This is a genomic window from Novosphingobium aureum, assembly GCF_015865035.1.
GTDB classification, from domain to species: Bacteria; Pseudomonadota; Alphaproteobacteria; order Sphingomonadales; family Sphingomonadaceae; genus Novosphingobium; species Novosphingobium aureum.
Map to the genome: position 1 here is coordinate 1879827 of NZ_JADZGI010000001.1, position 24193 is coordinate 1904019.

Sequence of the window (24193 nt, forward strand, 5' to 3'; positions counted from 1 at the left end):
GGCCGCTCCAGTGATGGAGCGGCCCTTTCTCTTGCGTCAGGCTCTCGAGAGCGAGGCGATCAGGCTTCCATCCAGTCGCGGAAGAATGCCTCGTTGGCTTCACGCAGTGCTGCGATCTCGACGCCCGCGACGCTAGTGCCGCCGACGGTGCCGATGCGAACTGCGCCGGGCAGGTCGGTCCCTGCAGGAGAAGTCACGATGTATCGGCCCTGATCCTCGCCGAATGCCTGCGCGGTCGAGAGTTCGGCGTCGAGCGTGCAGCCCAAGCCGCTGGCAAGCGCCATCTCGGCAAGCGCGACGACGAGGCCGCCGTCGGAGATGTCGTGGACCGCGCTGACCTTGCCCTCGGCAATCCAGGCGCGCACGAGGCCGCCACGTGCAGCTTCGGCCTTGAGGTCGACTGCCGGTGCATCACCGGCCTCGCGACCACCGATGGTCTTGAGCCAGAGCGACTGCCCGAGGTGAGTGCCTTCGCCGCCCAGCACGAGGATCTCGTCGCCTTCGTTCTTGAAGGCGAGGGTGGTCATGGTCTCGTGGTCGGCGAGCAGGCCGACGCCGCCGATTGCCGGGGTCGGCAGGATCGCCGAGCCGCCGCCGGTGGCCTTGGACTCGTTGTAGAGCGAGACGTTGCCCGAGACGATCGGGTAGTCGAGCGCGCGGCACGCATCGCCCATGCCGCCAAGGCAACCCACGATCTGCGCCATGATCTCGGGGCGCTGCGGGTTGGCGAAGTTGAGGCAGTTGGTGATCGCGAGCGGCAACCCGCCGGTCGCGGTGATGTTGCGGTAGGTCTCGGCCACTGCCTGCTTGCCGCCCTCGTAGGGGTCGGCGTAGCAGTAGCGCGGCGTGCAGTCGGTGCTGATCGCGAGCGCCTTCTTCGTGCCGTGGACGCGCACGACGGCAGCATCGCCGCCCGACTTCTGCATCGTGTCGGCACCGACCTGGCTGTCGTACTGTTCCCAGATCCACTTGCGCGACGCGAGATCGGCGCTGCCCATGAGCGTGAGCAGGTCCGCGGCCACGTCGGTCGTGGCGGGGACCTCGCCCATGGTGGGTACGGCGGCCCAGGCCTTGTATTCCTCAGGCGTGACGTAAGGGCGCTGGTACTCGGGCGCATCGTCGGCGAGCGGGCCGAGCGGGATGTCGCACACGACCTCGCCGTTGAACTCGAGCACCATGTGGCCGGTGTCGGTCACTTCGCCGATGACCGCGAAGTCGAGCTCCCACTTCCTGAAGATCGCCTCGGCCATGGCTTCCTTGCCGGGCTTCAGGACCATGAGCATGCGCTCCTGGCTCTCCGAGAGCATCATCTCGTAAGGCGTCATCGCCTCTTCGCGGCACGGGACCTTGTTCATGTCGAGACGGATACCGGCGCCGCCCTTGGAGGCCATCTCGACCGAGGAGGAGGTGAGGCCGGCAGCGCCCATGTCCTGGATCGCGACGATGGCATCGGTCGCCATGAGTTCGAGGCAGGCCTCGATCAGCAGCTTCTCGGTGAAGGGATCGCCGACCTGCACGGTCGGGCGCTTCTCGTCCGAATGCTCGTCGAAGTCGGCCGAGGCCATGGTCGCGCCGTGGATGCCGTCGCGGCCGGTCTTCGAGCCGACGTAGACGATCGGATTACCAAGGCCGGTCGCGGCGCAGTAGAAGATCTTGTCGGTATCGGCGACGCCCACGGTCATCGCATTGACGAGGATGTTGCCGTCGTAGGCCTTGTGGAAGTTGGTCTCGCCGCCGACGGTAGGAACGCCCACGCAGTTGCCGTAGCCGCCGATGCCCGCGACGACGCCCTGCACGAGGTGCTTCATCTTGGGGTGCTCGGGACGCCCGAAGCGCAGCGCGTTCATGTTCGCGACCGGACGCGCGCCCATCGTGAAGACGTCGCGCAGGATGCCGCCCACGCCCGTCGCCGCACCCTGGTAGGGCTCGATGTAGCTGGGGTGGTTGTGGCTCTCCATCTTGAAGATGGCGGCCTGTCCGTCGCCGATGTCGATCACGCCCGCGTTCTCGCCGGGGCCGCAGATCACCCAGGGCGCCTCGGTCGGGAGCTGCTTGAGGTGGAAGCGACTCGACTTGTACGAGCAGTGCTCGGACCACATGACCGAGAAGATGCCGAGCTCGACGAGGTTCGGCTCGCGGCCCAGCGCGCTCAGCACGCGCTCGTATTCCTCGGGATTGAGGCCGTGAGCCTCGACGACGTCAGGGGTGATTTCGCTCATGCGACGCGCATTAGCCATGTCCTTGTCCGCTTTCCAGTCCGGATTGTCATCATGACTGTGTGAAATTCGGGGAGGTTGTGTGCCGGTACTTCGCGGCGCATCCGGTGCGCGCTGCGGGGTCAAACTCGCCCGGCTCCCTTGACCGGCACGGCGTGCGCCGCCATTGCTGCGGCATGGCTTCTGAGAACCCTGAAATCGAGACCCTCAGCTTCGAGGATTCCCTGCGCGAACTGGAAGGTATCGTGCGCAAGCTCGAAAGCGGCGAGGTCCCTCTCGAGGATTCGATCACGCTCTACGAGAAGGGCGAGGCGTTGCGCCGCCATTGCCAGAAGCGGCTCGACGCTGCGCAGGCCCGGATCGAGAAGATCGTGACGGGCCCCGAAGGCGAGCCGGTAGCGACTCAACCTTTCGACGCGCCGGAGCGCTGAGGGTGAGCGCCCTTGCCACTGGCGATTCGCTGCTGGCCGAGGCCCTGACCGCGATCGCGGCCGAGGTCGATGCCGCCTACGATGCGATGCTGCCGGTGCCCGACGATGCGCGTGCGCGGCTCTTCGAGGCGATGCGCTATGCTACCATCGGTGGCGGCAAGCGCCTGCGCCCGCTGCTGCTCACGGCCGTCGCGGCGATGTATGGCGTCGAGCGCGAGGCTGCCATCCGCGCCGCGATCGCGCTCGAATCGATCCACGTCTATTCGCTCATTCACGACGATCTTCCGTGCATGGACGATGATGCCCTGCGCCACGGCAAGCCTACGCTGCACCTCGCCTTCGACGAGGCGACTGCGGTGCTGGCAGGCGACTCGCTGCACGACTTCGCCTTCGAAATCCTGTCCGATCCGGCCACCTGCGCCGATCCGTTCACCCGCATCGAGCTGGTCCGCGCGCTCGCCTGCGCGAGCGGCGCTCACGGCATGGCGGGAGGGCAGATGATGGATCTCGTTGCCGAGGAGAGCGAGTTCGACCTGCCCACGGTGACGCGCCTCCAGCAGCTCAAGACCGGAGCGCTGCTCGGCGCGGCGGTCGAAATGGGGGCGATCCTGGGCCATGTACAGCCGGCCGGGCGCACGCACCTGCGCGGCTATGCGCGCGACATCGGCCTCGCCTTCCAGATCGCCGACGATCTCATCGACCACGAGGGCGATGCTACGCTCGCTGGCAAGGCCGTCGGCAAGGATGCCGAGGCGGGCAAGGAGACCTTTGTCTCGCTGCTCGGCGCGGATCGTGCGCGCGAACAGGCACGCATGCTGGTTGACCAGGCCGTGAGTCATCTCGCACAGCACGGTGCCGAGGCCGACCTGCTGCGCAGCGTGGCCCGGTTCATCGTTGAGCGCGACAGGTGAGGGGGACGGTTCCTTTGACGAGGGGCCGACGAGAGAGGGAAGCGAAGACGAATGACTGAGCGCATCGGGGTCTATCCCGGCACCTTTGATCCGATCACGCTGGGCCATGCCGATATCATCCGGCGCGGCGCAAAGCTGGTCGATCGCCTGATCATCGGAGTCACGACCAATCCGTCGAAGAACCCGATGTTCACGCCCGAAGAGCGCATGGCCATGGTCGAGCGCGAGGTCGCGGCACTGGGCATCGACAATGTCTCGGTGGTCGGTTTCAACGCCTTGCTGATGAAGTTCGCCAAGAAGCAGAACGCGACCGTGATCCTGCGCGGCCTGCGTGCTGTCGCGGATTTCGAATACGAATACCAGATGGCGGGCATGAACCAGCAGCTCGATCCCGCGATCGAGACGGTATTCCTCATGGCCGATGTCAGCCTGCAGCCGATCGCGTCCAAGCTGGTCAAGGAGATCGCGCTGTTCGGGGGAGATATCGCCAAGTTCGTCAGCCCTGCGGTGCGCGAGGACGTCGTTGCGCGGATCGCCATGCGCGGCCAGCTCGGCGACTACTGAGCGCGCCCGCTCGACATCGACCCGGGTCGCGCAAAGGCCGCTGTCGCGTCGTGGGGTTTGCCAAATCATTCATTGTGCCGACAGCGCCGGGGCTCTATCGCCCCGGCATGGATCGCCCGGAGCTTGTGAGTAACCCATGAATTTTCGCCTTTCCCTTCGCGCGCTGGCTGCCGGTGCGGCCATGGTTTCTGCCGCCAGCCTCGCCAGCGCGCCCGTAATGGCCCAGGATGAGGCTGCCACGCCGGCAAAGCCCGCGCAGCTCTCCAGCAAGATCGACCTCGATCCCGAGCATGATTCCGAGAACGTGCTCGTCCTCGACCTCTCGACCGGTGGACGCGTCCTGATCCGTCTGAAGCCGGAATGGGCTCCCAAGCATGTCGAGCGGATCAAGACGCTGGCCAGCCAGGGCTTTTACGACGGCCTGATCTTCCACCGTGTGATCGACGGCTTCATGGCGCAGACTGGCGATCCGACGGGGACCGGGCAGGGCGGCTCGCAGCTCCCCGACCTCGAGGCCGAGTTCAACTCGATCCCGCACGTGCGCGGCATCGTCTCGATGGCGCGTACCAACGAGCCGAACACGGCGAACAGCCAGTTCTTCATCGTTTTCTACCCGCGCTTCTCGCTCGACTACAAGTACACTGCCTTTGGTCGCGTGATCGCAGGCATGCAGTATGTCGACGCGATCCACCGTGGCGAACCGCCGCAGGATCCCAGCAAGATCGTCCAGGCCTCGCTCTATTCGCAGCACAAGCCTGCTCCGGCGGCACCGCTCGGCGGTTCGGCCAACGATGCTCCGGTAACGCTCGACGATCTCAACAATTCCCAGTCCAACTAAAGGCACTAGCTGCCGGGCGAGGATGGCCGCGCCCGGCAACCGGCCTGCTGATCCGCGCGCGGCGCCCCGGGAGCTTTCGCTTGTCGAAGCCGGGGCGCTGGTCTAGCGCTCCGCGCCATGCGCGTAGACCTGTTCGATTTCGACCTTCCCAACGAGCTCATCGCCCTCAGGCCGGCGCGTCCGCGTGACGCGGCGAAGCTCCTCGTCGCCCGCGGCGATGCGCCCTTCGAGGACCTGCACGTCCGCGACTTGCCCGGGCAGCTTCGGGCAGGCGACGTACTGGTATTCAACGATACGCGCGTGATCCCCGCTCAGCTCGAGGGCCGTCGCGGCGAGGCGCGGATCGGCGCGACGCTGCACAAGCGGCTCGACCTGCGCCGCTGGCAGGCCTTCGTGCGCAATGCCAAGCGGTTGAAGGCGGGCGACACGGTCGAATTCCCTGCCGACGTCACCGCCATTGCCGAGGAGCGCCACGAAGACGGCAGCTGGACGCTCGCCTTCGCTGGCGAGGAGCCTGTCGAGGTCCTGCTCGAGCGAGCCGGTCGCATGCCGCTGCCGCCCTACATCGCAGGCAAGCGCGAGACCGACGAGGCCGACAAGAGCGATTACCAGACCATGTTCGCGCGCGAGAAGGGCGCTGTCGCAGCGCCCACCGCGGCCCTGCACTTTACTCCTGAGCTGGTCGCGGCGCTCGACGAGGCGGGCATTGCCCGCGAGACCCTGACGCTGCACGTGGGCGCAGGCACCTTCCTTCCGGTCAAGGCCGAGGAGACCGCCGATCATCGCATGCATGCCGAGTGGGGGCGGATCGATGCCGCGACCGCAGACCGGCTCAACGCTGCGCGCGCGGCAGGCGGGCGCGTGATCGCGGTCGGTACCACGAGCCTGCGCCTGCTCGAGAGCGCGGCGGGCGAGGACAATGTCATCCGTCCCTTCGAGGGCGACACCTCGATCTTCATCACGCCCGGCTATCGCTTCAAGGCGATCGACGGGCTGATGACCAACTTCCACCTGCCCAAGTCCACGCTGTTCATGCTGGTCTCGGCGCTGATGGGGCTGGATAGGATGCAGTCAGTCTACGCCCATGCCATCGCGAACGGCTACCGTTTCTACTCCTACGGGGATTCTAGCCTGCTGCTGCCCGGCGACTGAGCGGCAAGGAACTGGGCAAGACCCGAGACTTGCGTCTTGGAACTGTCGCGCGGATGGGCCATGACCTCGCGCCATGGAGACAATTCTCGAAATCGAAGGTCTGACCAAGACCTATCGCGGTGGTTTCACCGCGCTCGACGGCGTCGACCTGTCGATCCGCAAGGGCGAGATATTCGCACTGCTCGGACCCAACGGGGCGGGCAAGACCACGCTCATCGGTGCGGTATGCGGACTGGTCCAGCCCACCGCCGGCACGATCCGGGTGTTTGGCGAGGACATGAAGTCGAACTGGCGCGACTTGCGCCGGCGCATCGGCCTCGTCCCGCAGGAACTGGCGACCGACATGTTCGAGACCGTGCTGCACACGGTCAACTATTCTCGCGGTCTCTTCGGCCATGCTCCCGACCCGGCGCGCATCGAGGAAATCCTGCGCGCGCTGAGCCTGTGGGACAAGCGCAAGGAGCCGATCCGCGCGCTTTCGGGCGGGATGAAGCGGCGCGTGCTGATCGCCAAGGCGCTTGCACACGATCCCGACCTGCTGTTTCTCGACGAGCCGACCGCGGGCGTCGACGTCGAACTGCGCCGCGACATGTGGCAGCAGATCGCCGCGCTGCGCGAGCGCGGGGTGACGATCATCCTGACCACGCACTACATCGAGGAAGCCGAGGAAATGGCCGACCGCATCGGCATCATCCAGGCCGGGCGCATCCGCATGGTCGAGGAGACCGCGCAGATCATGTCCGGGCTCGGCCGTACCGAAGCGGTCATCACGCTCTCCCAGCCGCTCGCCGCGATCCCCGAGGCGCTGAACGCCTTCCCGCTGACACTGGGTGAGGACAATGCGAGCCTTACCTATCGCGGCGGCAACGGCGCTAGCGGTGGCAAGGCCGAGGTGGCCGCACTGACCAAGGCGCTCATTGCGCAGGGCATCGACTACCAGGCGATCGACATTCGCGAATCCAGCCTAGAAGAGATCTTCGTCAATCTGCTCGAAGGCCATTCCGAAAGTCCATCCGGGCACGATGCACCGAGTGAGGGAGCAGCAGCATGATCCGTTTCAACGCGCGCAGTGCCTGGACGATCTACTTGCACGAACTGGCACGCGCGCTGCGCACCGCGCTGCAGTCGATCGTCGCCCCGCTGCTTTCGACCGTCCTGTATTTCGTCGTCTTCGGTGCCGCGATCGGCAGCCGCATGGATTCGGGTGTCGAAGGGCTCGACTACGGCGCTTTCATTGTGCCCGGCCTGCTCATGCTCACGCTGCTGAGCGAGAGTACCGCCAACGGCGCTTTCGGCATCTACATGCCGCGCTTTACCGGTGCGATCTACGAATTGCTCTCGGCCCCGGTGGGATTCGGCGAGACGCTGGTCGGCTTCGTCGGCGCGGCGGCCACCAAATCCTTCGTACTGGCTGCGATCATTCTCGGCACGGCCGCGTTCTTCGTTGATTACACGATCGTCCACCCCTTCTACGCGATCGGCTTCATCCTGCTGGTTTCGGCGACTTTTTCGCTCTTCGGGTTCATTCTCGGCATCTGGGCAGGCAGTTTCGAGCAGGTGGGCATGGTGCCCGCGCTCTTCGTCATGCCGCTGACCTTCCTTGGCGGCACCTTCTATTCGATCGACATGCTGCCCGAGCCTTGGCGCTCGATCGCGCTGGTGAACCCGATGGTCTATCTCGTGAACGGTTTGCGCTGGTGCTTCTACGGGTCAGCCGACTTCCCGATTGCGATCTCGCTCATCATGGCGCTCGTATTTCTCGCGCTATGCATCTTCGCGATTGCACGGATATTCGCTACGGGGTGGCGTTTGCGTGCGTGATTAAGTAGTTTCCCAATATGCGATTTCTTTCAGGTATTGCTTTCGGGCTCCCCCTTCTTGCCGTCTGTTCGCCTGCCTTCGCTGCCCAGCAGCGCTCGGATGTCGCGGAAGAGGAAATTCCGATGCCCGAGTACGTCGAGGCGATGCCGCCACCGACGCTCGTCCTCGATCTTCCGGTATACGAGTACCCGGTGCCGTATTTCGAGATAGGTCAGCCGCAGCTGCCTCGTGCCGTGCGTGCGATGCTCGACGAGGCGATGCAGTCCGAAGCTTCGGACGAAGTCGCCGCCGTGGTGAAGTTTGCATCCAAGACGCAGCCTTATTACCGCAAGGAAATTAAGGCGATGCATCGGGCTTATCTTGATCGCCGGGCAGCCGAGGCAGCGGCGCGGACGGCGGCGCAGGAACGCGAGATTCGCGAGGCGGGGCTGCTCGAGCTGTGGAAGGGCCAGATCGAGCTCGGGGGCTTTCGCAGTACCGGCAACACCAGCAACTTCGGCTTCACCGGTGGCTTCAAGGTCACTCGCGAGGGGATCGACTGGCAGCATACGATCATGGCCAATGTCGATTACCAGGAGACCGACAGCAACGTCACGCGCGAGCAGTACAGTGCGAGCTACCAGCCGCGCTATACACTCAACGACGGCCTGTTCACTTACGGTCGCGCCCAATACGAGAAGGACCTGATCCAGGGCTATCGCAACCGCTACTCGCTTTCCGGCGGTCTGGGCTACCGTCTGATCAAGAAGCGGGACATGACGCTTTCACTCGAGTTCGGTCCCGCATTGCGTCAGACCGACTATATCGATCAGCTCAGCCAGACGACCTGGTCCAGCCTCACTTCGCTCGATTTCGACTGGAAACTCAACGGCTCGCTCAAGCTCTCGCAGGATGCGAGCGCCTATGTCGGTTCGGACAACAACACCTTCACCTCGCTCAGTGCGCTGGAGGTGGCGATGGCCAAGGACCTGAAGCTCAAGCTGTCCTATTCGATCGAGCACGAGACCTCGCCGCCGGTCGGAACCTTGCAGACCGACACCGTTTCGCGCTTCGCTCTGGTCTACGGCTTCTGAGGCGGCTATCGGGCGCGGCATGAACCCGCGTTTCGACTTCACCATTCACGCGCGCGACGGCAAGGCGCGCACCGGTACCATCGCCATGCGTCGCGGCGAAATCCGCACGCCCGCCTTCATGCCGGTCGGCACCGCCGCCACGGTCAAGGCGATGAAGCCGCAGGACGTTCGTGCCACTGGCGCGGACATCATCCTGGGCAATACCTATCACCTTATGCTGCGCCCGGGCGCCGAGCGCATGGCCCGCCTTGGCGGGTTGCACAAGTTCATGAACTGGGACCGCCCGATCCTCACCGACAGCGGCGGCTATCAGGTCATGAGCCTGTCGGACCTGCGCAAGATCACCGAGGAGGGCGTGACCTTCGCCAGCCACCTCGACGGCTCGCGCCACATGCTCAGCCCCGAACGCTCGATGGAAATCCAGCGCCTGCTCGGTTCGGACATCGTCATGGCTTTCGACGAATGCCCCAAGATCGACCAGCCGCGCGACGTGATTGCGCGCTCGATGGAGATGTCGATGCGCTGGGCCAAGCGCAGCCGCGACGGCTTCGACAGCGGCGAGGAACATGCCGAGCGTTCGGCGCTCTTCGGCATCCAGCAAGGTGCGCTCGACGAGGGGCTGCGCAAGGAAAGTGCCGACGCGCTGACCCAGATCGGCTTCGATGGCTATGCCATCGGCGGCCTTGCCGTGGGCGAGGGGCAGGAGGCGATGTTCGCAACGCTCGAGTTCGCCCCCGGGCAGCTGCCCGAGGATCGTCCGCGTTACCTCATGGGGGTGGGCAAGCCCGACGATCTGGTTGGTGCGGTCGAGCGCGGGGTCGACATGTTCGACTGCGTGCTGCCCACAAGGTCGGGGCGCAATGGGCAGGCCTTTACCTGGAACGGTCCGCTCAACATGCGCAACGCGCGCCATGCCGAGGATACGGGCCCGATCGACGAGCGCTGCACCTGCCCGACCTGCAAGACCTACACCCGCGCCTATCTCCATCACCTGATCCGCTCGGGCGAGATGCTGGGCGCCATGCTGCTTACTGAACACAACCTCTCGTTCTACCAGCAGCTGATGCAGGCGATGCGCGATGCGATTGCAGAGGGGCGCTTCGCAGCTTTCGCGCGCAAGTTTCGTGACGATTACTATCAGGGGCGCAAAAGCTCCCCGCAAGTGTGATCTGGATCACGCTCCTGAGATAAATACCTGTTCAATTTCAGACCATTAATCTTGTTTTTAACGAATTTGCGCGGAATGTTGTCGTCATCTTGAATGGGGGCGACATGATTAGCAGAAAGTATTTGGGCGGGCTGGCCCTGATGGCCAGCGCCGCTCTCGTTCAGCCGCTTGCAGCCGTATCGGCGCAGGCTGACGCAGGCGCGCAGAATGAACCGCTGAGCACGGCGAAGCTGACCCGTAACTTCGCATCGCGCGAGGACGTTCGGCAGATCAGCATGTCACCTGATGGCACGCAGGTGGCCTTCGTCTCCTCCCGCGAGCCGAGCGGCGAGGTCGTCAACGTGGTCTCGATCGAGGATGGCTCACTCAAGGGGATCCTCTCGAGCAGCGGTCAGGACCAGCACATCCATCGCTGTTCGTGGATCAGCAACAAGCGGCTGCTTTGCAACATCTCGATGCGCACCGATAGCACGGGACAGCTGCTCAGCTTCTCGCGCATGGTCGGGGTCAACGCCGACGGCAGCGACATGAAGGTGCTGGACGAGAACCGCTCGGCCTTTCGCGCCCTGGGCTTTTCCCAGTTCGGCGGCAGCGTGATCGATCTGAAGGCGGGTGATCCGGGCGAGGTCCTCGTGACCAAGCAATATCTCCCCGAAAGTTCCGAGGGCACACGCCTTGCACAGACCCGCGAAGGCCTCGGCGTCGATCGCCTCGACGCCGCATCGCTGCGACGCAAGGTCGTCGAGCAGCCGCATCGCTCTGCGGTCGAATACATCAGTGACGGACGCGGCGCGGTGCGCATCATGGGGCTCCAGCCCGGCACCGCCAATGGCTACGATTCGACCTTCATCGAATACATGTACCGCGCAGCTGGCGAACACAGCTGGCGCGCGCTGGGCAAGCTCGAGTTTCCTGACGGGGCAGCGCGGGGGTTCAATCCGGTGGCGGTCGATCCCGAGCTCGATCTCGTCTATGGCTTCGATCGCAAGGACGGCTACCAGGCGCTCTACAGCATGAGCCTCGATGGTAACCTGACCCGAAATCTCGTCATGGCGCATCCGGGCGTCGACGTCGACGGGCTGATCCGCATCGGACGCGAGCGGCGTGTTGTGGGCGTGACCTGGGCCACCGACCGGCGTCATTCGGCGCTGTTCGATCCCGAACTTTCCAAGCTCACCTCGGCGCTTGCCAAGGCGCTGCCCGGTGACGGCGATCTGACGATCCTCGATTCCAGCGAGGACGAGAACCGGCTGCTGCTGCTCAGCGACAGCGACGTCAATCCGGGCATGGTCTATCTTTTCGACAAGACCACGCGCCAGCTCGACGAACTGGTTGCGGTGCGCCCGCAGCTTGCGGGGATGACGCTCTCGCCGATGCACGCGGTCCAGTATCCCGCCGCCGACGGCACGATGGTCCCCGCCTATCTCACCATGCCGCCGGGCAAGGACATGAATGCCAGGGGGCTGCCGACCATCGTCATGCCGCATGGCGGCCCTGCCGCGCGCGATGAATGGGGCTTCGACTGGCTCGTCCAGTACTTCGCCCAGCGTGGTTATGCCGTGCTCCAGCCCAACTATCGCGGTTCGGCGGGCTACGGCGACGAGTGGTTCGAGCGCAATGGTTACCGGTCATGGCGCTCTGCGATCGGTGATGTCGACGATGCCGGTCGCTGGCTGGTCAAGCAGGGGATTGCCGACAAGGATAAGCTGGCGATCGTGGGCTGGTCCTATGGTGGCTATGCGGCGCTGCAGTCGGGTGTCACCGATCCCGGGCTCTACAAGGCGATCGTTGCGATCGCGCCCGTGACCGATCTCGAGCTCAAGCGCCAGAATGCACGCAACTACACCAATTATCGCGTGGTCGACGGGATGATCGGCGATGGACCTCATGTGCGCGAGGGCTCGCCTGCGCAGAACGCCGAGCGCATTGCGGTGCCGGTGCTGATGTTCTCGGGCGACGAGGACCTGAACGTCGATGTCAGCCACGCGCGGCTGATGGAGCGCCGGCTCAAGGATGCGGGCAAGCAGGTCGAATATGTCGAGTTCCCCAAGCTCGCCCACCAGCTCGACGATACCGCTGCGCGCATGAAGGTGCTGGGCGACAGCGACGCGTTCCTGCGCAAGACGATGCACATCAACTAAGGCTTTGTATTGGGGATGCTGCCGCTCTGGACAAGTGGCGGCATCCCCCCGACACTCATGCTGCGGATGCGAAGGGCGAATCGTTCGTCGTTTGCGTGATCCAGCTTTCCGGTGCCGGGGGACCAGCCTATGCCGACAATCGCCATCGTCAGCCAGAAGGGCGGCTCGGGCAAGACCACGCTCGCTCTCCATCTCGCGACTTGCGCGGCCTACGAGGGCAAGAGCTCCTGTGTGATCGACACTGATCCGCAGGCGACGGCAGCGGCCTGGGGCGACTGGCGCGGGGAATTCCTGCCGGAAGTCGTCACCTGTCCGCCGGTACGCCTGTCGAGCACCATCGACCGGGCGCGGCGCGCCGGTACGCAGATGGTCGTGATCGACACGCCCCCGCATGGCGACACCGCCGCGCGCGAGGCAGTTCGTGCCGCCGACCTCGTGCTGATCCCGACACGCGCGCGCGCTTTCGACCTTCACGCGCTCGAGGCAACGGCCGGGCTCATGGCCTACGCCAGCAAGCCCGCCTTCGTCGTTTTCAACGCGGTCCCGGCGCGTGCCAGCAAGATGCTCGAGAGTGCATCGGCCTCGGCGCGCGAACTGGGCCTCGACGTATGCCCGATCCACTTCGGCGAGCGTGCGGCCTTTTACCGCTCTTCGGCATCGGGTGAAGTCGCCGTGGAACTCGAACCCGAGGGCAAGGCCGCAGGCGAAGTCAGTGCCTTGTGGCAATGGGTCGGCGAGAGGCTGGGCCCGCTCGCCTGACGGGCTCAGGCCTGGCCCGGCTCGCGCACCTGCATGCGCTGCAGGACAGTCCCGATATAGGCCACGAAGCGCCCGGATCGGCGGTCGAGGAATCCTGCACCGATGGCGCAGGCAAAACGTTGGGCGGTGGCAAGGTCGGGGTACCATTTCCCGGTCTTGTGCGGGGTTACATACCGATAGCGCGTCATAGTGCCGAGCTAATGCGCATGCCCCAGATCCGGTTCCTGCCGATGCGGCGAACCGAAAACGATTGCGCTGCTCCGCATCGCGCAACCGTCCCATATGATCCACGCAAAAAGAAAGGGCGGCCCCGAAGGACCGCCCTTTCCGGAAATTTGCGGGTCCCGAAGGACCAGCCGAACCCGCTTTCGCGGGGCCGGATCAGCGCGAGTAGAACTCGACGACCAGGTTCGGCTCCATCTTGACGGGGTAGGGTACCTCGTCAAGGCTCGGAACGCGAACGAAGGTGACCTTGTCGGCGCCTTCGGTCGACACGTAGTCGGGGATTTCACGCTCGGGCAGGGCCTGGGCCTCGATGATGAGAGCCATTTCCTTGGCCTTGGTGCCGAGGCTGATCACGTCACCGACCTTGATGCGACGCGAAGCGATGTTGCACTTCACGCCGTTCACGCGGATGTGGCCGTGCGAAACGATCTGGCGAGCGGCGAAGATGGTCGGAGCGAACTTGGCGCGGTAAACGACCATGTCCAGACGCTGCTCCAGGAGACCGATCAGGTTCTGACTGGTGTCGCCCTTCATCGAGGCGGCTTCCTGGTAGGTGCGCTTGAACTGCTTCTCGGTCACGTCGCCGTAATAGCCCTTGAGCTTCTGCTTGGCGCGCAGCTGCAGACCGTAGTCCGAGAGCTTGCCCTTGCGACGCTGGCCGTGCTGGCCCGGGCCGTAGGCGCGGCGGTTAACCGAGCTCTTGGGACGGCCCCAGATGTTCTCGCCCATGCGGCGATCGAGTTTGTACTTGGCGCTCTTGCGCTTCGACATGATGTCTACTTTCCGTTCTGCTGCCGCCTGCGCCACCGTGGCGAGGCGATCCTTAGTTTCCCGGGGCGCACCATCCAGCCAATCGTGTGCCGGATGCGGCCGCCGCTTCACCGGGGTGCGGGGCCGAAGGAGATGCCCGGCCTTGCGGTCGGGCTTCCCGTGAAGCGGCTGCCTCTAGGGGCTGGGCCGCGAAAGTCAAGCGAATTGGCGGATACGCGCGGGCTTCACTCGCCGCGCGGGCGACGCGCCTTCTCCAGCGTCGAGAGAACGCCGCGCATGGTGCGCACCTCGAGGTGGTTCCAGGCGGGCTTGGTCAGGAGATTGCGTAGCGTAAGCCGGTTGGCCTCGGCGCGGGTCTCGGGCCAGAAGTAGTTCTTGTCCTCGAGCAGGCGCTCGAAATGCCCGATGAGCCCTTCGAGCTCGTCCTGCGGGGCAGGGGGCAGTACGTCTTCCTGCGTGGGCTGGGCCAGACCTGCACCCTTCGACCATTCGTAGGCGCACAGGATCACGGCCTGCGCGAGGTTGAGCGAGCCGAACTGCGGATTGATCGGAACGGTCAGGATCGAGCGCGCGACCGCGACATCCTCGGTCTCGAGCCCCGAGCGTTCGGGCCCGAAGACAAAGGCGGAGCGGCCGGGCTCGGCATAGATTTCGCGCGCGGCCTCCTCGGGGGTTACGACCGGCTTGGTCACGCCGCGCTTGCGCACGGTCGTGGCATAGACATTGGTGCAGTCCGAGACCGCCTCGGCGAGGCTTTCGAAGACTTCGGCCTCTTCGAGGATCTCGTTCGCGCCGGCAGCCGCCGGGCCTGCCGAAGGGTTCGGCCAGCCGTCACGCGGGGTGACGAGACGCATCTCGGTCAGCCCGAAGTTGAGCATCGCGCGCGCCGCCTTGCCGATGTTCTCGCCAAGCTGCGGGCGCACGAGCACGATGACGGGCTTGGGGGCCGTGAATTGCGGAGCGGCGCTGTCGCTGCCGTTGGTGTCGGTCATGTCTGGGGTCATTCCTTGGCGCCGCCGGTCGCCACGTCGCGGACCGTGCCCGCGAATTCCTCGAAGTCGCGCGCCTCGTTGAAGGCGCGGTAGACCGAGGCGAAGCGGATGTAGGCGACCGAGTCGAGCTGGCGCAGCCCGTCCATCACCATCTCGCCGATCTCGCGCGAATGCACCTCGCTCTCGCCCGAGACCTCGACCTGGCGCTGGACGCCCGAGACGAGCTGGTCGATCTGCTCGCGCTCGATCCGGCGCTTGCGGCAGGCGAGGGTGACCGACTGCTCGATCTTGGCGCGGTCGAACGGTTCGCGTCGCTCGGACCCGCCGTGCTCGCTCTTGATAACGGTGATCTCGCGCAGCTGGACGCGCTCGAAGGTCGTGAAGCGCGCACCGCAGCTCGAGCACTGGCGGCGGCGGCGGATCGCGGCATTGTCCTCGGCCGGACGGCTGTCCTTCACCTGTGAATCGTCATGGGCGCAGAAAGGGCAGCGCATCCGGCAAGGTCACTTTTCGGGTGGGCGCGTGCCCTCAGTCGGGTTTGACGCGCTTGTAGAACTTGTAGCCGGCACCGGCGGCAAGGCCGAGACCGACGGGAACGAAGGGCAGCATTGCCCCCGCGACCGCTCCCAGCGCGCCCCATGCAAGAACCGGCTTGGTCGAAGGATGGTCGAGACCATCTGCGAGCATTCCGGCAAGTTCCTGGCGAGCGTCGTAGACGAAGTCGCCGGTCTTGTGGGGGCGCTGGGGGTCGATCATGGCATCAGTCCTCGTAGATGGGGAAACGGTCACACAACGCTTCAACGCGCGTGCGGACATTCTGCTCCACCTGAGAATCGCCTGCTTCGCCGTTCTTGGCAAGGCCGTCGAGGACGTCGGCGACCATGTTGCCGATTTCGCGGAATTCTTCCGGGCCGAAACCGCGTGTGGTGCCTGCGGGCGTGCCGACGCGGATGCCGCTGGTCTTCATCGGCGGCAGCGGGTCGAAGGGGATGCCGTTCTTGTTGCAGGTGATGCCTGCACGCTCGAGCGCCTCGTCGGCGTCCTTGCCGGTCACGCCCAGCGGCGAGAGGTCGATCAGCGCGACGTGAGTGTCGGTGCCGCCCGAGACGATGGCAGCGCCGCGGCTCGCGAGCGTCTCGGCGAGGACCTTGGCGTTTTCGACGACCTTGGCGGCGTAGTCCTTGAACTCGGGGCGCAGTGCCTCGCCGAAGGCAACGGCCTTGGCGGCGATGACGTGCATCAGCGGGCCGCCCTGAAGGCCCGGGAAGACCGCCGAGTTGATCTTCTTGGCGAGCTTCTCGTCATTGGTGAGGATCATGCCGCCACGCGGGCCGCGCAGGGTCTTGTGCGTGGTGGTGGTGGCGATGTGCGCGTGCGGGAAGGGCGAGGGGTGCACGCCCGCGGCGACGAGCCCGGCGAAGTGGGCCATATCGACCTGGAAGATCGCGCCAACGCTGTCGGCGATCTCGCGCATGCGCTTGAAGTCGATCACGCGCGGATAGGCCGAACCACCCGCGATGATCAGCTTGGGCTGGTGCTCGGTGGCGAGCTTCTGGACCTCGTCATAGTCGATGAGGTGAGTGTCCTTGGTCACGCCGTACTGGACCGCGTTGAACCACTTGCCCGACAGCGCGGCACGCGCGCCGTGGGTGAGGTGGCCACCGGCATCGAGGCTCATGCCCAGGATCGTCTCGCCGGGCTTGACCGTCGCGAGCAGGACCGCGCCGTTGGCCTGTGCGCCCGAGTGGGGCTGGACGTTGGCGAACTCGCAGCCGAACAGCTGCTTGGCGCGCTCGATGGCGAGGGTCTCGACCTCGTCCGAAGGCTCGCAGCCCTGATAGTAGCGCTTGCCGGGGTAGCCCTCGGCGTACTTGTTGGTGAGCACCGAGCCCTGCGCCTCAAGTACGGCCTTGGAGACGATGTTCTCCGAGGCGATCAGTTCGATCTGCTTGCGCTCGCGGCTCATTTCCTTGCCGATTGCCTTGGCGACGGCGGGATCGCTGGTGGCGACGCTGTCGGTGAAGAAGCCGGGCGAACGAATGGCGGTTTCAACGGTCATGGTCAGTAGGCCTCTTCGTGATCAGACGGAGGGGTTGGAAAGCTTCTCGACACGGCCGGCATGGCGGCCTCCGCCGAATTCGGTGGTAAGGAATGCGTCGAGGCAGGCCTTGGCCATGTCCTCGCCGGTCAGGCGCGCGCCCATCGCGATGACGTTGGCATCGTTGTGCTCGCGCGAGAGGGCGGCCGAGAGCGGCTCGGAGACGAGCGCGCAGCGGCAGGCCGGCTCGCGGTTGACCGCGATCGAGATGCCGATGCCCGAGCCGCACAGCGCGACGCCGCGCTCGACCGTACCGTCGGCTACGACCGAGGCTAGCTTGTAGCCGTAGTCGGGATAGTCGACGCGATCGGCGGTCTCGGGGCCGAGGTCGGCGACCTCGTGTCCGGCCTCGATCAGGTACTCGCGCAAGGCGGCCTTGAGGTCGACGGCTGCGTGGTCGGATGCGATGGCGATGCGCATGGGCTCGGTCTGCCTGTCTGGATGGGTGGGATTCGTTTGCGCACCCCTTAGTCGCGACTTCGTCTTATTGCGAGTCCTGCTGGTTCAAGAGACGGACAGGCAAAGCGTCGCGGACGGGGAAGGATCGACCCGCGGGGTGGCAAGTCCCGACAAAATCGGCATTGTCGCACGAGGCGGGGGAGGGGCACGCATTTCGGGCGTACTCATACTTTCGCCGCTTTGCCGGAGAAAGAACGCCTTGAAGAAGATCGCGCCCTTGATGCTGGCCCTGATCCTTGCGGTCGGCCTCGCTGTCATCGCGACGACGCCGCCACGCCCGCTTGATGAAAGCGCGCCGCCCACGAAGTTCTCGGCCGAGCGGGCCATGCGTGACGTCGAGCGCATAGCGCGCGAACCCCATGCCAGCGGCTCGCCCGCGCTTGCTGACTTGCGCGGGTATCTTGCGGGCCGCCTCTCCGAGTTGGGGCTCGAGGTACGTGAGCAGTCGGGAAGCTTTCCCGAGGAAGCTCGCGCGACACTGAGCGCACGCAGCGGCGAGCAGCGGGCTACCATTCCGCTGGTGAACATCATTGGCATACTGCCAGGGACAGACCGGACACTGCCGGCACTGGCACTGATGGCGCATTATGACGGGGTCTACGGATCGCCCGCGGCTGCTGACGACGGGGCTGGTGTCGCATCGATCCTCGAGGTGCTGCGCGCGCTGCAGAGTGAAGGGCCTCGCCGCCGCGACGTCATCGTGGTGCTGACCGACGGCGAGGAAGCCGGGCTCAATGGAGCGCACCGGTTCTTCGACGCTGCGCCTGAGGCCGCGCGCATCGCAGCGATCGTCAATCTCGAGGCGCGCGGCGGGGGCGGGCGGGCCAATCTGTTCCAGACCTCTGCGGGCAATGGCGAGATTGCGCGGCTATGGAGCGAGACTGCACCGCACCCGGCCGGAACGTCGCTCGCGACCTTCATCTACAGCGTGCTTCCCAACGACACCGACCTGACCGTAGCGTTGCCAGATGGCATGGTGGCCTGGAACTTCGCCTTCATCGGCCGGTCTGGCCTGTATCACTCACCGCTGGCGAGCGCAAAGGCGCTCGATCGCGGATCCCTGCAGCAGATGGGCGAGCAGACTTTGGGCTTGGCGCGCAGCCTCGCTACATCGCAGGCTTTGCCCGAAGCTGCGCCCGACATTGTCTTTTTCGACGTCTACGGTCTCTTCGCTGTCCATTACCCGGTCTGGTTTGGCTGGGTCATGCTCGCCATCGGGTTCGTCGGCTATGCCCTGCCGCTGGTGCGAGCGCGCGGGCTACGCGCGTTCGCGGGTGGAGCAGGAGCTACGCTGGCGCTATTGGCCGGTGTCGCTGGAGCGCTTTACCTGCTGAACCTGCTTTCGGGAGCCGACGCCCCGGTCAATTACTATGATCGCCTTGCTGCGATCCCGCGACTGCAGGCCATAGCGCTCTGCGTCGCTATTGCGGGGTTGCTGCTGGCCGGTTTGCGCAGTCGACCGGGTCCCTGGGCTGAGGCGGGACGCGTTTTCCCGGTCTTCGTCGCGGCATTGGCGTTTCAATCCCTTGCGCCGGTCGCGGCCTACGTTCTCACCATTCCATTGGCGCTTGGCGGAGCCGTGGCTCTTGCGCGCGCGTGTGGCTTGAGCGGCGTGATGCACTGGCCTGCCGCACTCGTGGCCGGGCTCGTGGGCGGCTACGCACTGTTCTTCGGGTTTCTGCTGATGCAGGCGGTCGGACCGACCATGCCGATGAGCGTCGTACTGCCGCTCGCGATGGTGGTGATCGCTTTCGCGCCGTTCGATGTTTCGCGGCACCGGGCGCCGCGCGCCATGCTTGCGGGCGGCTTGATTGCCCTCGCTGTCGGGCTGGCGATGTGGGTCCGCCTCGACCCGCTCGCACAGAGCGTTGCGGTCTATTCCGAGCAGCGAGCGGCAATCGTGCGGCACTGATTTTCCAGAAACTGCGCCCACGAAAAAGGGCCCGCGATCCAGATCGCGGGCCCTTTTGTGTTCCGGGAGCGGCTCCAGACCTTACTGGTCGAGGAACGAGCGCATCTTGCGGCTGCGGCTCGGGTGCTTGAGCTTGCGCAGTGCCTTCGCCTCGATCTGGCGGATACGTTCGCGGGTAACCGAGAACTGCTGGCCGACTTCCTCGAGGGTATGATCGGTGTTCATGCCGATGCCGAAGCGCATGCGCAGCACGCGTTCCTCACGCGGGGTGAGGCTGGCAAGGACACGGGTGACCGTTTCCTTGAGGTTCGACTGGATCGCCGCATCGACCGGGATGATCGCGTTCTTATCCTCGATGAAGTCTCCGAGGTGCGAATCTTCCTCGTCGCCGATCGGCGTTTCGAGGGAGATCGGCTCCTTGGCGATCTTCATCACCTTGCGCACCTTCTCGAGCGGCATCGAGAGACGCTCGGCCATTTCCTCGGGCGTGGGCTCGCGGCCCTGCTCGTGGAGGAACTGGCGGCTCGTGCGCACGAGCTTGTTGATCGTCTCGATCATGTGAACCGGGATACGGATCGTGCGCGCCTGGTCCGCAATCGAGCGGGTGATGGCCTGACGGATCCACCAGGTCGCATAAGTCGAGAACTTGTAGCCGCGGCGGTACTCGAACTTGTCGACCGCCTTCATCAGGCCGATGTTGCCTTCCTGGATAAGGTCCAGGAACTGCAGGCCGCGGTTGGTGTACTTCTTGGCAATCGAGATCACCAGACGCAGGTTCGCCTCGACCATTTCCTTCTTGGCGATGCGCGCCTCACGCTCGCCCTTCTGGACCATGTTGACGATGCGGCGGAACTCGGGGAGCGCCATGCCGGTCGCACCGGCGATGTCGGAAACCTCGGCGCGGATGCGTTCGACGGGGTCTGCCTCGTTCTCGGCGAAGGCAGCCCACTTCTTGTCCTTCTTGGCGACGTCGCTCAGCCAGGTGTCGTCGAGCTCGCGCCCGACGTAGCTGTTGAGGAAGTCGATGCGCTTGACCTTGTGACGCTCGGCCAGACGCAGCATCTGGCCGCCGAGCGCGGTCAGGCGACGATTGAAGGTGTAGAGGTTGTCGACCAGGTATTCGATCTTGGTCGCGTGGAACTGGACCGATTCGACATGCGCGGTGAGTTCCTCGCGCAGTTCGTTGTAGCGGTCTTCCTTGGACGTCGGGAAATCGATGCCCAGCGCCAGCGCCTCGAGGCGCTCCGACTGGAGCTTCTCGAAAGTCTGGAAAAGTTCGGTGATGGTGGCGAACTTCTCGAGCGCCTCGGGCTTGAGCGCCGCTTCCATCTGGGCGAGCGAGAGGGTGTTGTCCTCTTCCTCGTCCTCTTCCTTGCGGCGGCCTTCGCCGTCCTCGCCTTCCTCGCCTTCCTCGGAGTTGTCCTCCTCGTCCTCGTCTTCCTTGTACGAGGGGCCGGCGGTGGCCTCGGAGATCTCGCCGTCGTCGTCGCTCTCGCCGTCCTCGTTGAGGCTCTCGGGTGCGGGTTCCTTCGACAGCATGGCATCGAGATCGAGGATCTCGCGCAGCTGCATTTCGCCGTTGTTGAGTGCTTCGGACCACTGGATGATGGCGTGGAAGGTGATCGGGCTCTCGCACAGGCCCAAGATCATCATGTCGCGGCCCGCCTCGATGCGCTTGGCGATGGCGATTTCGCCCTCGCGGCTGAGCAGCTCGACCGCGCCCATCTCGCGCAGGTACATGCGCACCGGGTCGTCAGTGCGCTCGACGGTTTCCTTCTTCTTGGTCTCGACGACCGGCTTGGGGCCGGAATCGTCGCCATCGACCTCGTCGACATCGTTGTCGTCGTTGTCCTCGCCTTGCGAGTCCTCGTCCGATTCGACGATATTGACGCCCATCTCGGAGATCGCGGCCATGATGTCCTCGATCTGCTCGGAGGACATCTGGTCCTGAGGCAGCGCCTCGTTCAGTTCGTCGTAAGTGATCACCCCGCGGCGCTTGGCGCGCGCGATCAGCTTCTTGATCGATGCCTCGTTGAGATCGATCAGCGGCGCGTCGTTGCCCTCGCCGTCGCTGCCGGTGTTGTCGTTCTTGCTCATTCTTCCGCCGTTATCCCCGTGCTGTCCGCGATCCCGCTTGCACAATCAGCCGATTATACAATCAGGACGAAGACGCATGTCTTGTCGCCATTTGCCTGAGGCGATTGTCAAATTCCAGCTTTCTCTTGAGCAAGCGCTGCTGTTCCGCCCATGTTTCGTCAGAAAACTCGGTTTCATGACGTGATGTCGCCTCCGCGAGAGCCGCTTCCAGCACTGGTCGCTCGACCAAGAGTTCGATCGCCTGGGCCAGTTCCTCTGCCGCATGCTGTGCATCCGCATCGGGCGCGAGAAAGCCGAATCGCAGCCCCGAATATTCAGCGGTACCGGGAACTTCCAGACCATTGCCGGTCAATATGGTGGCAAGCGCGCCGGTTTCAAGCGTGTCGAGCGCATGGCAACACTCGATCAGTGCAGCGAAGCGCGAATCGAGACCGGGGGTGCGTGCGAGGGCCTCGGCATGGCGGGGCACCAGTTCGGGACGTCGCATCAGCCCGGCAAGTACCGCGGCCGAGAGCGCGTCGCGCGAGCCACCCTCGAGTGCACGGCGCAGGCGCTCGATCGATTCGGGCAGCGAGGGCGCAGGGGCGGGGCGCCCGTTCCACTTGCCGCGCGGTTGCCATTTCTGTCCGCCGCTCTGGCGGTTCGGTCCGCCGGGCTGCCAGCGGTTCTCGCGGCGGGGAAAGGCGAACTCGGAATAGCGCTCGGAAAGTTCGCGGCGATAGAGGCTGGCGATGTCCGGGTCCTGGATGGCATCGACATGCGCCATCAGGCGGGCCTTCAGGCCAGCCTTGTCCTCGGGCGTCGCGAGAGGCTGGGCATCGCGCTCGGTCTCCCACAGGACATCGACCAGACCCTTGGCCTCGCCCAGCAGGTCCTCCATGGCCTTGCGGCCCTTGCTCTTGAGCAGGTCGTCGGGGTCGAGGCCTTCGGGCAGGCGAACGATGCGCAGCGAATGGGCGGGGCGCAGGAGGGGCAGGGCGCGGGTCACCGCGCGCATGGCCGCACGCTGGCCGGCGGCATCGCCGTCGAAACACAGGGTCGGGGTCTCCACCTGCCGCCAGAGCATCTCGATCTGGTGTTCGGTAAGCGCGGTGCCGAGCGGGGCAACGCACTCCTCGATGCCCGCGGCTGCCAGCGCGATCACGTCCATGTAGCCCTCGACCACGATCATCCGGCCCGACTGGCGCGCGGCGGGGGCGGCACGGTGCAGGTTGTAGAGTGTGCGTCCCTTGTCGAAGAGCGGGGTGTCGGGCGAATTGAGGTACTTGGGGGCCTTGGTCTTCTCTTTCGAGAGGATGCGTCCGCCAAAGGCGATGACCCGGCCGCGCGCGTCCTCGATGGGCAGCATCAGGCGGCCACGAAAACGGTCGTAGGTATCGCGCTCCTCGACCTCGATGCGCAGGCCCGCCTCGACCAGCATGGCTTCGGGGAAGCGGCTGCCGAGGGCCTGCTTGAGCGCCTGTCGGTCATCGGGCGCGAACCCGAAGCCGAAGCGTTCGAGCGTGCGGGCGTTAAAGCCGCGTGTGGCGAGGTAGGCGCGGGCCTGGTCGCCCTCGGGCGCGGCGAGGCGCGAACGGAACCACTCCTGCGCGGCGCCGGTTACGTCGTGCAGCGTGTCGCGCTTCTGTGCAGCCTTTGCCGCGCGCGGATCGGGCGCAGGAATGTCCATGCCCGCTTCGGCGGCGAGATCCTTGACCGCGTCCATGAAGGCGAGACCCTGGTGATCGGTCATCCAGCGAATCGCATCGCCATGCGCCCCGCAGCCGAAGCAGTGATAGAAGCCCTTATCGTCGTTTACGTAGAAGCTGGGCGACTTCTCGTCGTGGAAGGGGCAGCAGGCCTTGTACTCGCGTCCTGCCTTCTGCAGGCGCACCGAACGGCCGACCAGCGCCGAAAGCGTGGTCTTGGAACGAAGCTGGTCGAGCCATTGCGGTGTTAGCACGGGTGGATGTTACGCGGTTCGCGGCCTGCCGGATAGTCGGCGGATCAGGTGAGGGCAGCCTTCACCCAGCCGCTTGCCTTGCCCATGTCGAGCTCGCTCGCGTGTCGCTCCTTGAGTAGGCCCATGACCTTGCCCATGTCCTTCATGCCGCTCGCGCCGACCTCGGCCTTGATCGCCTCGATCTTGGCCTTGGTTTCTTCCTCGCTCATCTGCGCTGGGAGGAACTCCTCGATGACGACGAGTTCGGCCTTTTCATCCGCGGCGCGCTCCGGGCGACCGCCTTCTTCGAACAGCTGGATCGATTCGCGGCGCTGCTTGACCATCTTCTGGAGCACCTCGATCACCATTGCGTCATCGTCGGGCTTGGTATCGGCGGTGCGCAGTTCGATGTCGCGATCCTTGATCTTGGCAAGGATGAGGCGGACCGCGGCGAGGCGCGGTTTGTCGCCTGATTTCATCGCCGTGACCTGTGCGGACTTGATCGAATCGCGAAGCATTGTTTTCCTGTCTCGGTTTAAGGGGTGGGCCTGGGTCACAGGCCACGTGGCCGCGGGTATTTAGCAGGCTGCAGGGCTTTTTGCACCCTGCTGCCTTGACGCGATGCACAACCGTCTCTAGCGGGA

23 protein-coding genes are annotated in these 24193 nt (G+C 65.1%); 12 read left to right on the plus strand and 11 right to left on the minus strand.

Features of this window, described 5'->3' with window-relative positions:
- Window positions 1-59: 59 nt before the first annotated feature.
- Complete coding sequence (gene purL, locus I5E68_RS08885; protein WP_197163026.1) at window positions 60-2219, minus strand: phosphoribosylformylglycinamidine synthase subunit PurL; 2160 nt, start codon at window positions 2217-2219, stop codon at window positions 60-62.
- Between the two features lie 173 nt (window positions 2220-2392).
- Between purL and I5E68_RS08890 the strand changes: the two genes are divergently transcribed.
- The 11 genes from I5E68_RS08890 (at window position 2393) to I5E68_RS08940 (ending at window position 13074) form a co-directional block, all read left to right on the plus strand.
- Window positions 2393-2647 (plus strand): exodeoxyribonuclease VII small subunit, encoded by a 255-nt coding sequence (locus I5E68_RS08890; RefSeq protein ID WP_197163028.1) that lies wholly within the window; start codon window positions 2393-2395, stop codon window positions 2645-2647.
- A 2-nt stretch (window positions 2648-2649) separates the two neighbouring features.
- A complete protein-coding gene (locus tag I5E68_RS08895) occupies window positions 2650-3558 on the plus strand; it encodes a polyprenyl synthetase family protein (protein ID WP_197163030.1) in 909 nt (302 codons plus the stop codon).
- Window positions 3559-3609: 51 nt separating this feature from the next.
- Entirely contained in the window at window positions 3610-4122 is a 513-nt protein-coding gene (gene coaD, locus I5E68_RS08900; RefSeq protein ID WP_197163032.1) for a pantetheine-phosphate adenylyltransferase, read from the plus strand.
- Window positions 4123-4258: 136 nt separating this feature from the next.
- Window positions 4259-4960 (plus strand): peptidylprolyl isomerase, encoded by a 702-nt coding sequence (locus I5E68_RS08905; RefSeq protein ID WP_197163034.1) that lies wholly within the window; start codon window positions 4259-4261, stop codon window positions 4958-4960.
- A gap of 117 nt (window positions 4961-5077) precedes the next feature.
- Window positions 5078-6112 carry a tRNA preQ1(34) S-adenosylmethionine ribosyltransferase-isomerase QueA gene (queA, locus tag I5E68_RS08910; protein WP_197163036.1) on the plus strand — a complete coding sequence of 345 codons (1035 nt, stop codon included), beginning with the start codon at window positions 5078-5080 and terminating at the stop codon, window positions 6110-6112.
- 73 nt (window positions 6113-6185) lie between these two features.
- Window positions 6186-7163 (plus strand): ABC transporter ATP-binding protein, encoded by a 978-nt coding sequence (locus I5E68_RS08915; protein ID WP_197163038.1) that lies wholly within the window; start codon window positions 6186-6188, stop codon window positions 7161-7163.
- Window positions 7160-7933 (plus strand): ABC transporter permease, encoded by a 774-nt coding sequence (locus tag I5E68_RS08920; protein WP_197163040.1) that lies wholly within the window; start codon window positions 7160-7162, stop codon window positions 7931-7933. Before I5E68_RS08915 ends, I5E68_RS08920 begins: the two co-directional genes overlap by 4 nt.
- Window positions 7934-8055: 122 nt before the next feature.
- Entirely contained in the window at window positions 8056-9006 is a 951-nt protein-coding gene (locus I5E68_RS08925; protein WP_228726902.1) for a DUF481 domain-containing protein, read from the plus strand.
- Window positions 9007-9025: 19 nt separating this feature from the next.
- Window positions 9026-10174: a tRNA guanosine(34) transglycosylase Tgt gene (gene tgt / locus I5E68_RS08930; RefSeq protein ID WP_197163042.1), complete on the plus strand. Its 1149-nt coding sequence runs from the start codon at window positions 9026-9028 to the stop codon at window positions 10172-10174.
- 104 nt (window positions 10175-10278) lie between these two features.
- On the plus strand, window positions 10279-12315 hold the full coding sequence (locus I5E68_RS08935) for an alpha/beta hydrolase family protein (protein ID WP_228726903.1): 2037 nt from the start codon (window positions 10279-10281) through the stop codon (window positions 12313-12315).
- Window positions 12316-12444: 129 nt separating this feature from the next.
- Window positions 12445-13074, plus strand: coding sequence for an AAA family ATPase (locus tag I5E68_RS08940; protein ID WP_197163043.1), 630 nt, complete (start codon window positions 12445-12447; stop codon window positions 13072-13074).
- A 5-nt stretch (window positions 13075-13079) separates the two neighbouring features.
- Here I5E68_RS08940 and I5E68_RS08945 read toward each other — a convergent pair whose 3' ends face one another.
- From I5E68_RS08945 to rpiB, 7 genes are all read right to left on the minus strand, one after another.
- Window positions 13080-13262 carry a hypothetical protein gene (locus I5E68_RS08945; RefSeq protein ID WP_197163044.1) on the minus strand — a complete coding sequence of 61 codons (183 nt, stop codon included), beginning with the start codon at window positions 13260-13262 and terminating at the stop codon, window positions 13080-13082.
- A gap of 193 nt (window positions 13263-13455) precedes the next feature.
- Window positions 13456-14070, minus strand: coding sequence for a 30S ribosomal protein S4 (gene rpsD / locus I5E68_RS08950; RefSeq protein WP_197163045.1), 615 nt, complete (start codon window positions 14068-14070; stop codon window positions 13456-13458).
- Window positions 14071-14294: 224 nt separating this feature from the next.
- On the minus strand, window positions 14295-15062 hold the full coding sequence (locus I5E68_RS08955) for an RNA methyltransferase (protein ID WP_197163046.1): 768 nt from the start codon (window positions 15060-15062) through the stop codon (window positions 14295-14297).
- Window positions 15063-15070: 8 nt separating this feature from the next.
- Complete coding sequence (gene nrdR, locus I5E68_RS08960; RefSeq protein ID WP_197163047.1) at window positions 15071-15556, minus strand: transcriptional regulator NrdR; 486 nt, start codon at window positions 15554-15556, stop codon at window positions 15071-15073.
- A gap of 34 nt (window positions 15557-15590) precedes the next feature.
- A complete protein-coding gene (locus tag I5E68_RS08965; protein ID WP_197163048.1) occupies window positions 15591-15818 on the minus strand; it encodes a hypothetical protein in 228 nt (75 codons plus the stop codon).
- Between the two features lie 4 nt (window positions 15819-15822).
- Complete coding sequence (glyA, locus tag I5E68_RS08970) at window positions 15823-17121, minus strand: serine hydroxymethyltransferase (protein WP_197163050.1); 1299 nt, start codon at window positions 17119-17121, stop codon at window positions 15823-15825.
- Window positions 17122-17142: 21 nt separating this feature from the next.
- Window positions 17143-17580, minus strand: coding sequence for a ribose 5-phosphate isomerase B (gene rpiB / locus I5E68_RS08975; RefSeq protein ID WP_197163052.1), 438 nt, complete (start codon window positions 17578-17580; stop codon window positions 17143-17145).
- Between rpiB and I5E68_RS08980 the strand changes: the two genes are divergently transcribed.
- The gene (locus I5E68_RS08980) at window positions 17567-19531 is read left to right on the plus strand and encodes a M20/M25/M40 family metallo-hydrolase (RefSeq protein ID WP_228726904.1); all 1965 of its coding nucleotides are present in this window, start codon (window positions 17567-17569) and stop codon (window positions 19529-19531) included. The genes rpiB and I5E68_RS08980 overlap by 14 nt on opposite strands.
- An 81-nt stretch (window positions 19532-19612) precedes the next feature.
- Here the strand turns inward: I5E68_RS08980 and rpoD are convergent, their stop codons facing one another.
- From rpoD to I5E68_RS08995, 3 genes are all read right to left on the minus strand, one after another.
- Window positions 19613-21628 carry an RNA polymerase sigma factor RpoD gene (rpoD, locus tag I5E68_RS08985; protein WP_197163054.1) on the minus strand — a complete coding sequence of 672 codons (2016 nt, stop codon included), beginning with the start codon at window positions 21626-21628 and terminating at the stop codon, window positions 19613-19615.
- 61 nt (window positions 21629-21689) lie between these two features.
- Entirely contained in the window at window positions 21690-23570 is a 1881-nt protein-coding gene (gene dnaG, locus I5E68_RS08990) for a DNA primase (RefSeq protein ID WP_197163056.1), read from the minus strand.
- A gap of 44 nt (window positions 23571-23614) precedes the next feature.
- The gene (locus I5E68_RS08995; protein WP_197163058.1) at window positions 23615-24067 is read right to left on the minus strand and encodes a GatB/YqeY domain-containing protein; all 453 of its coding nucleotides are present in this window, start codon (window positions 24065-24067) and stop codon (window positions 23615-23617) included.
- Between the last annotated feature and the right edge of the window lie 126 nt (window positions 24068-24193).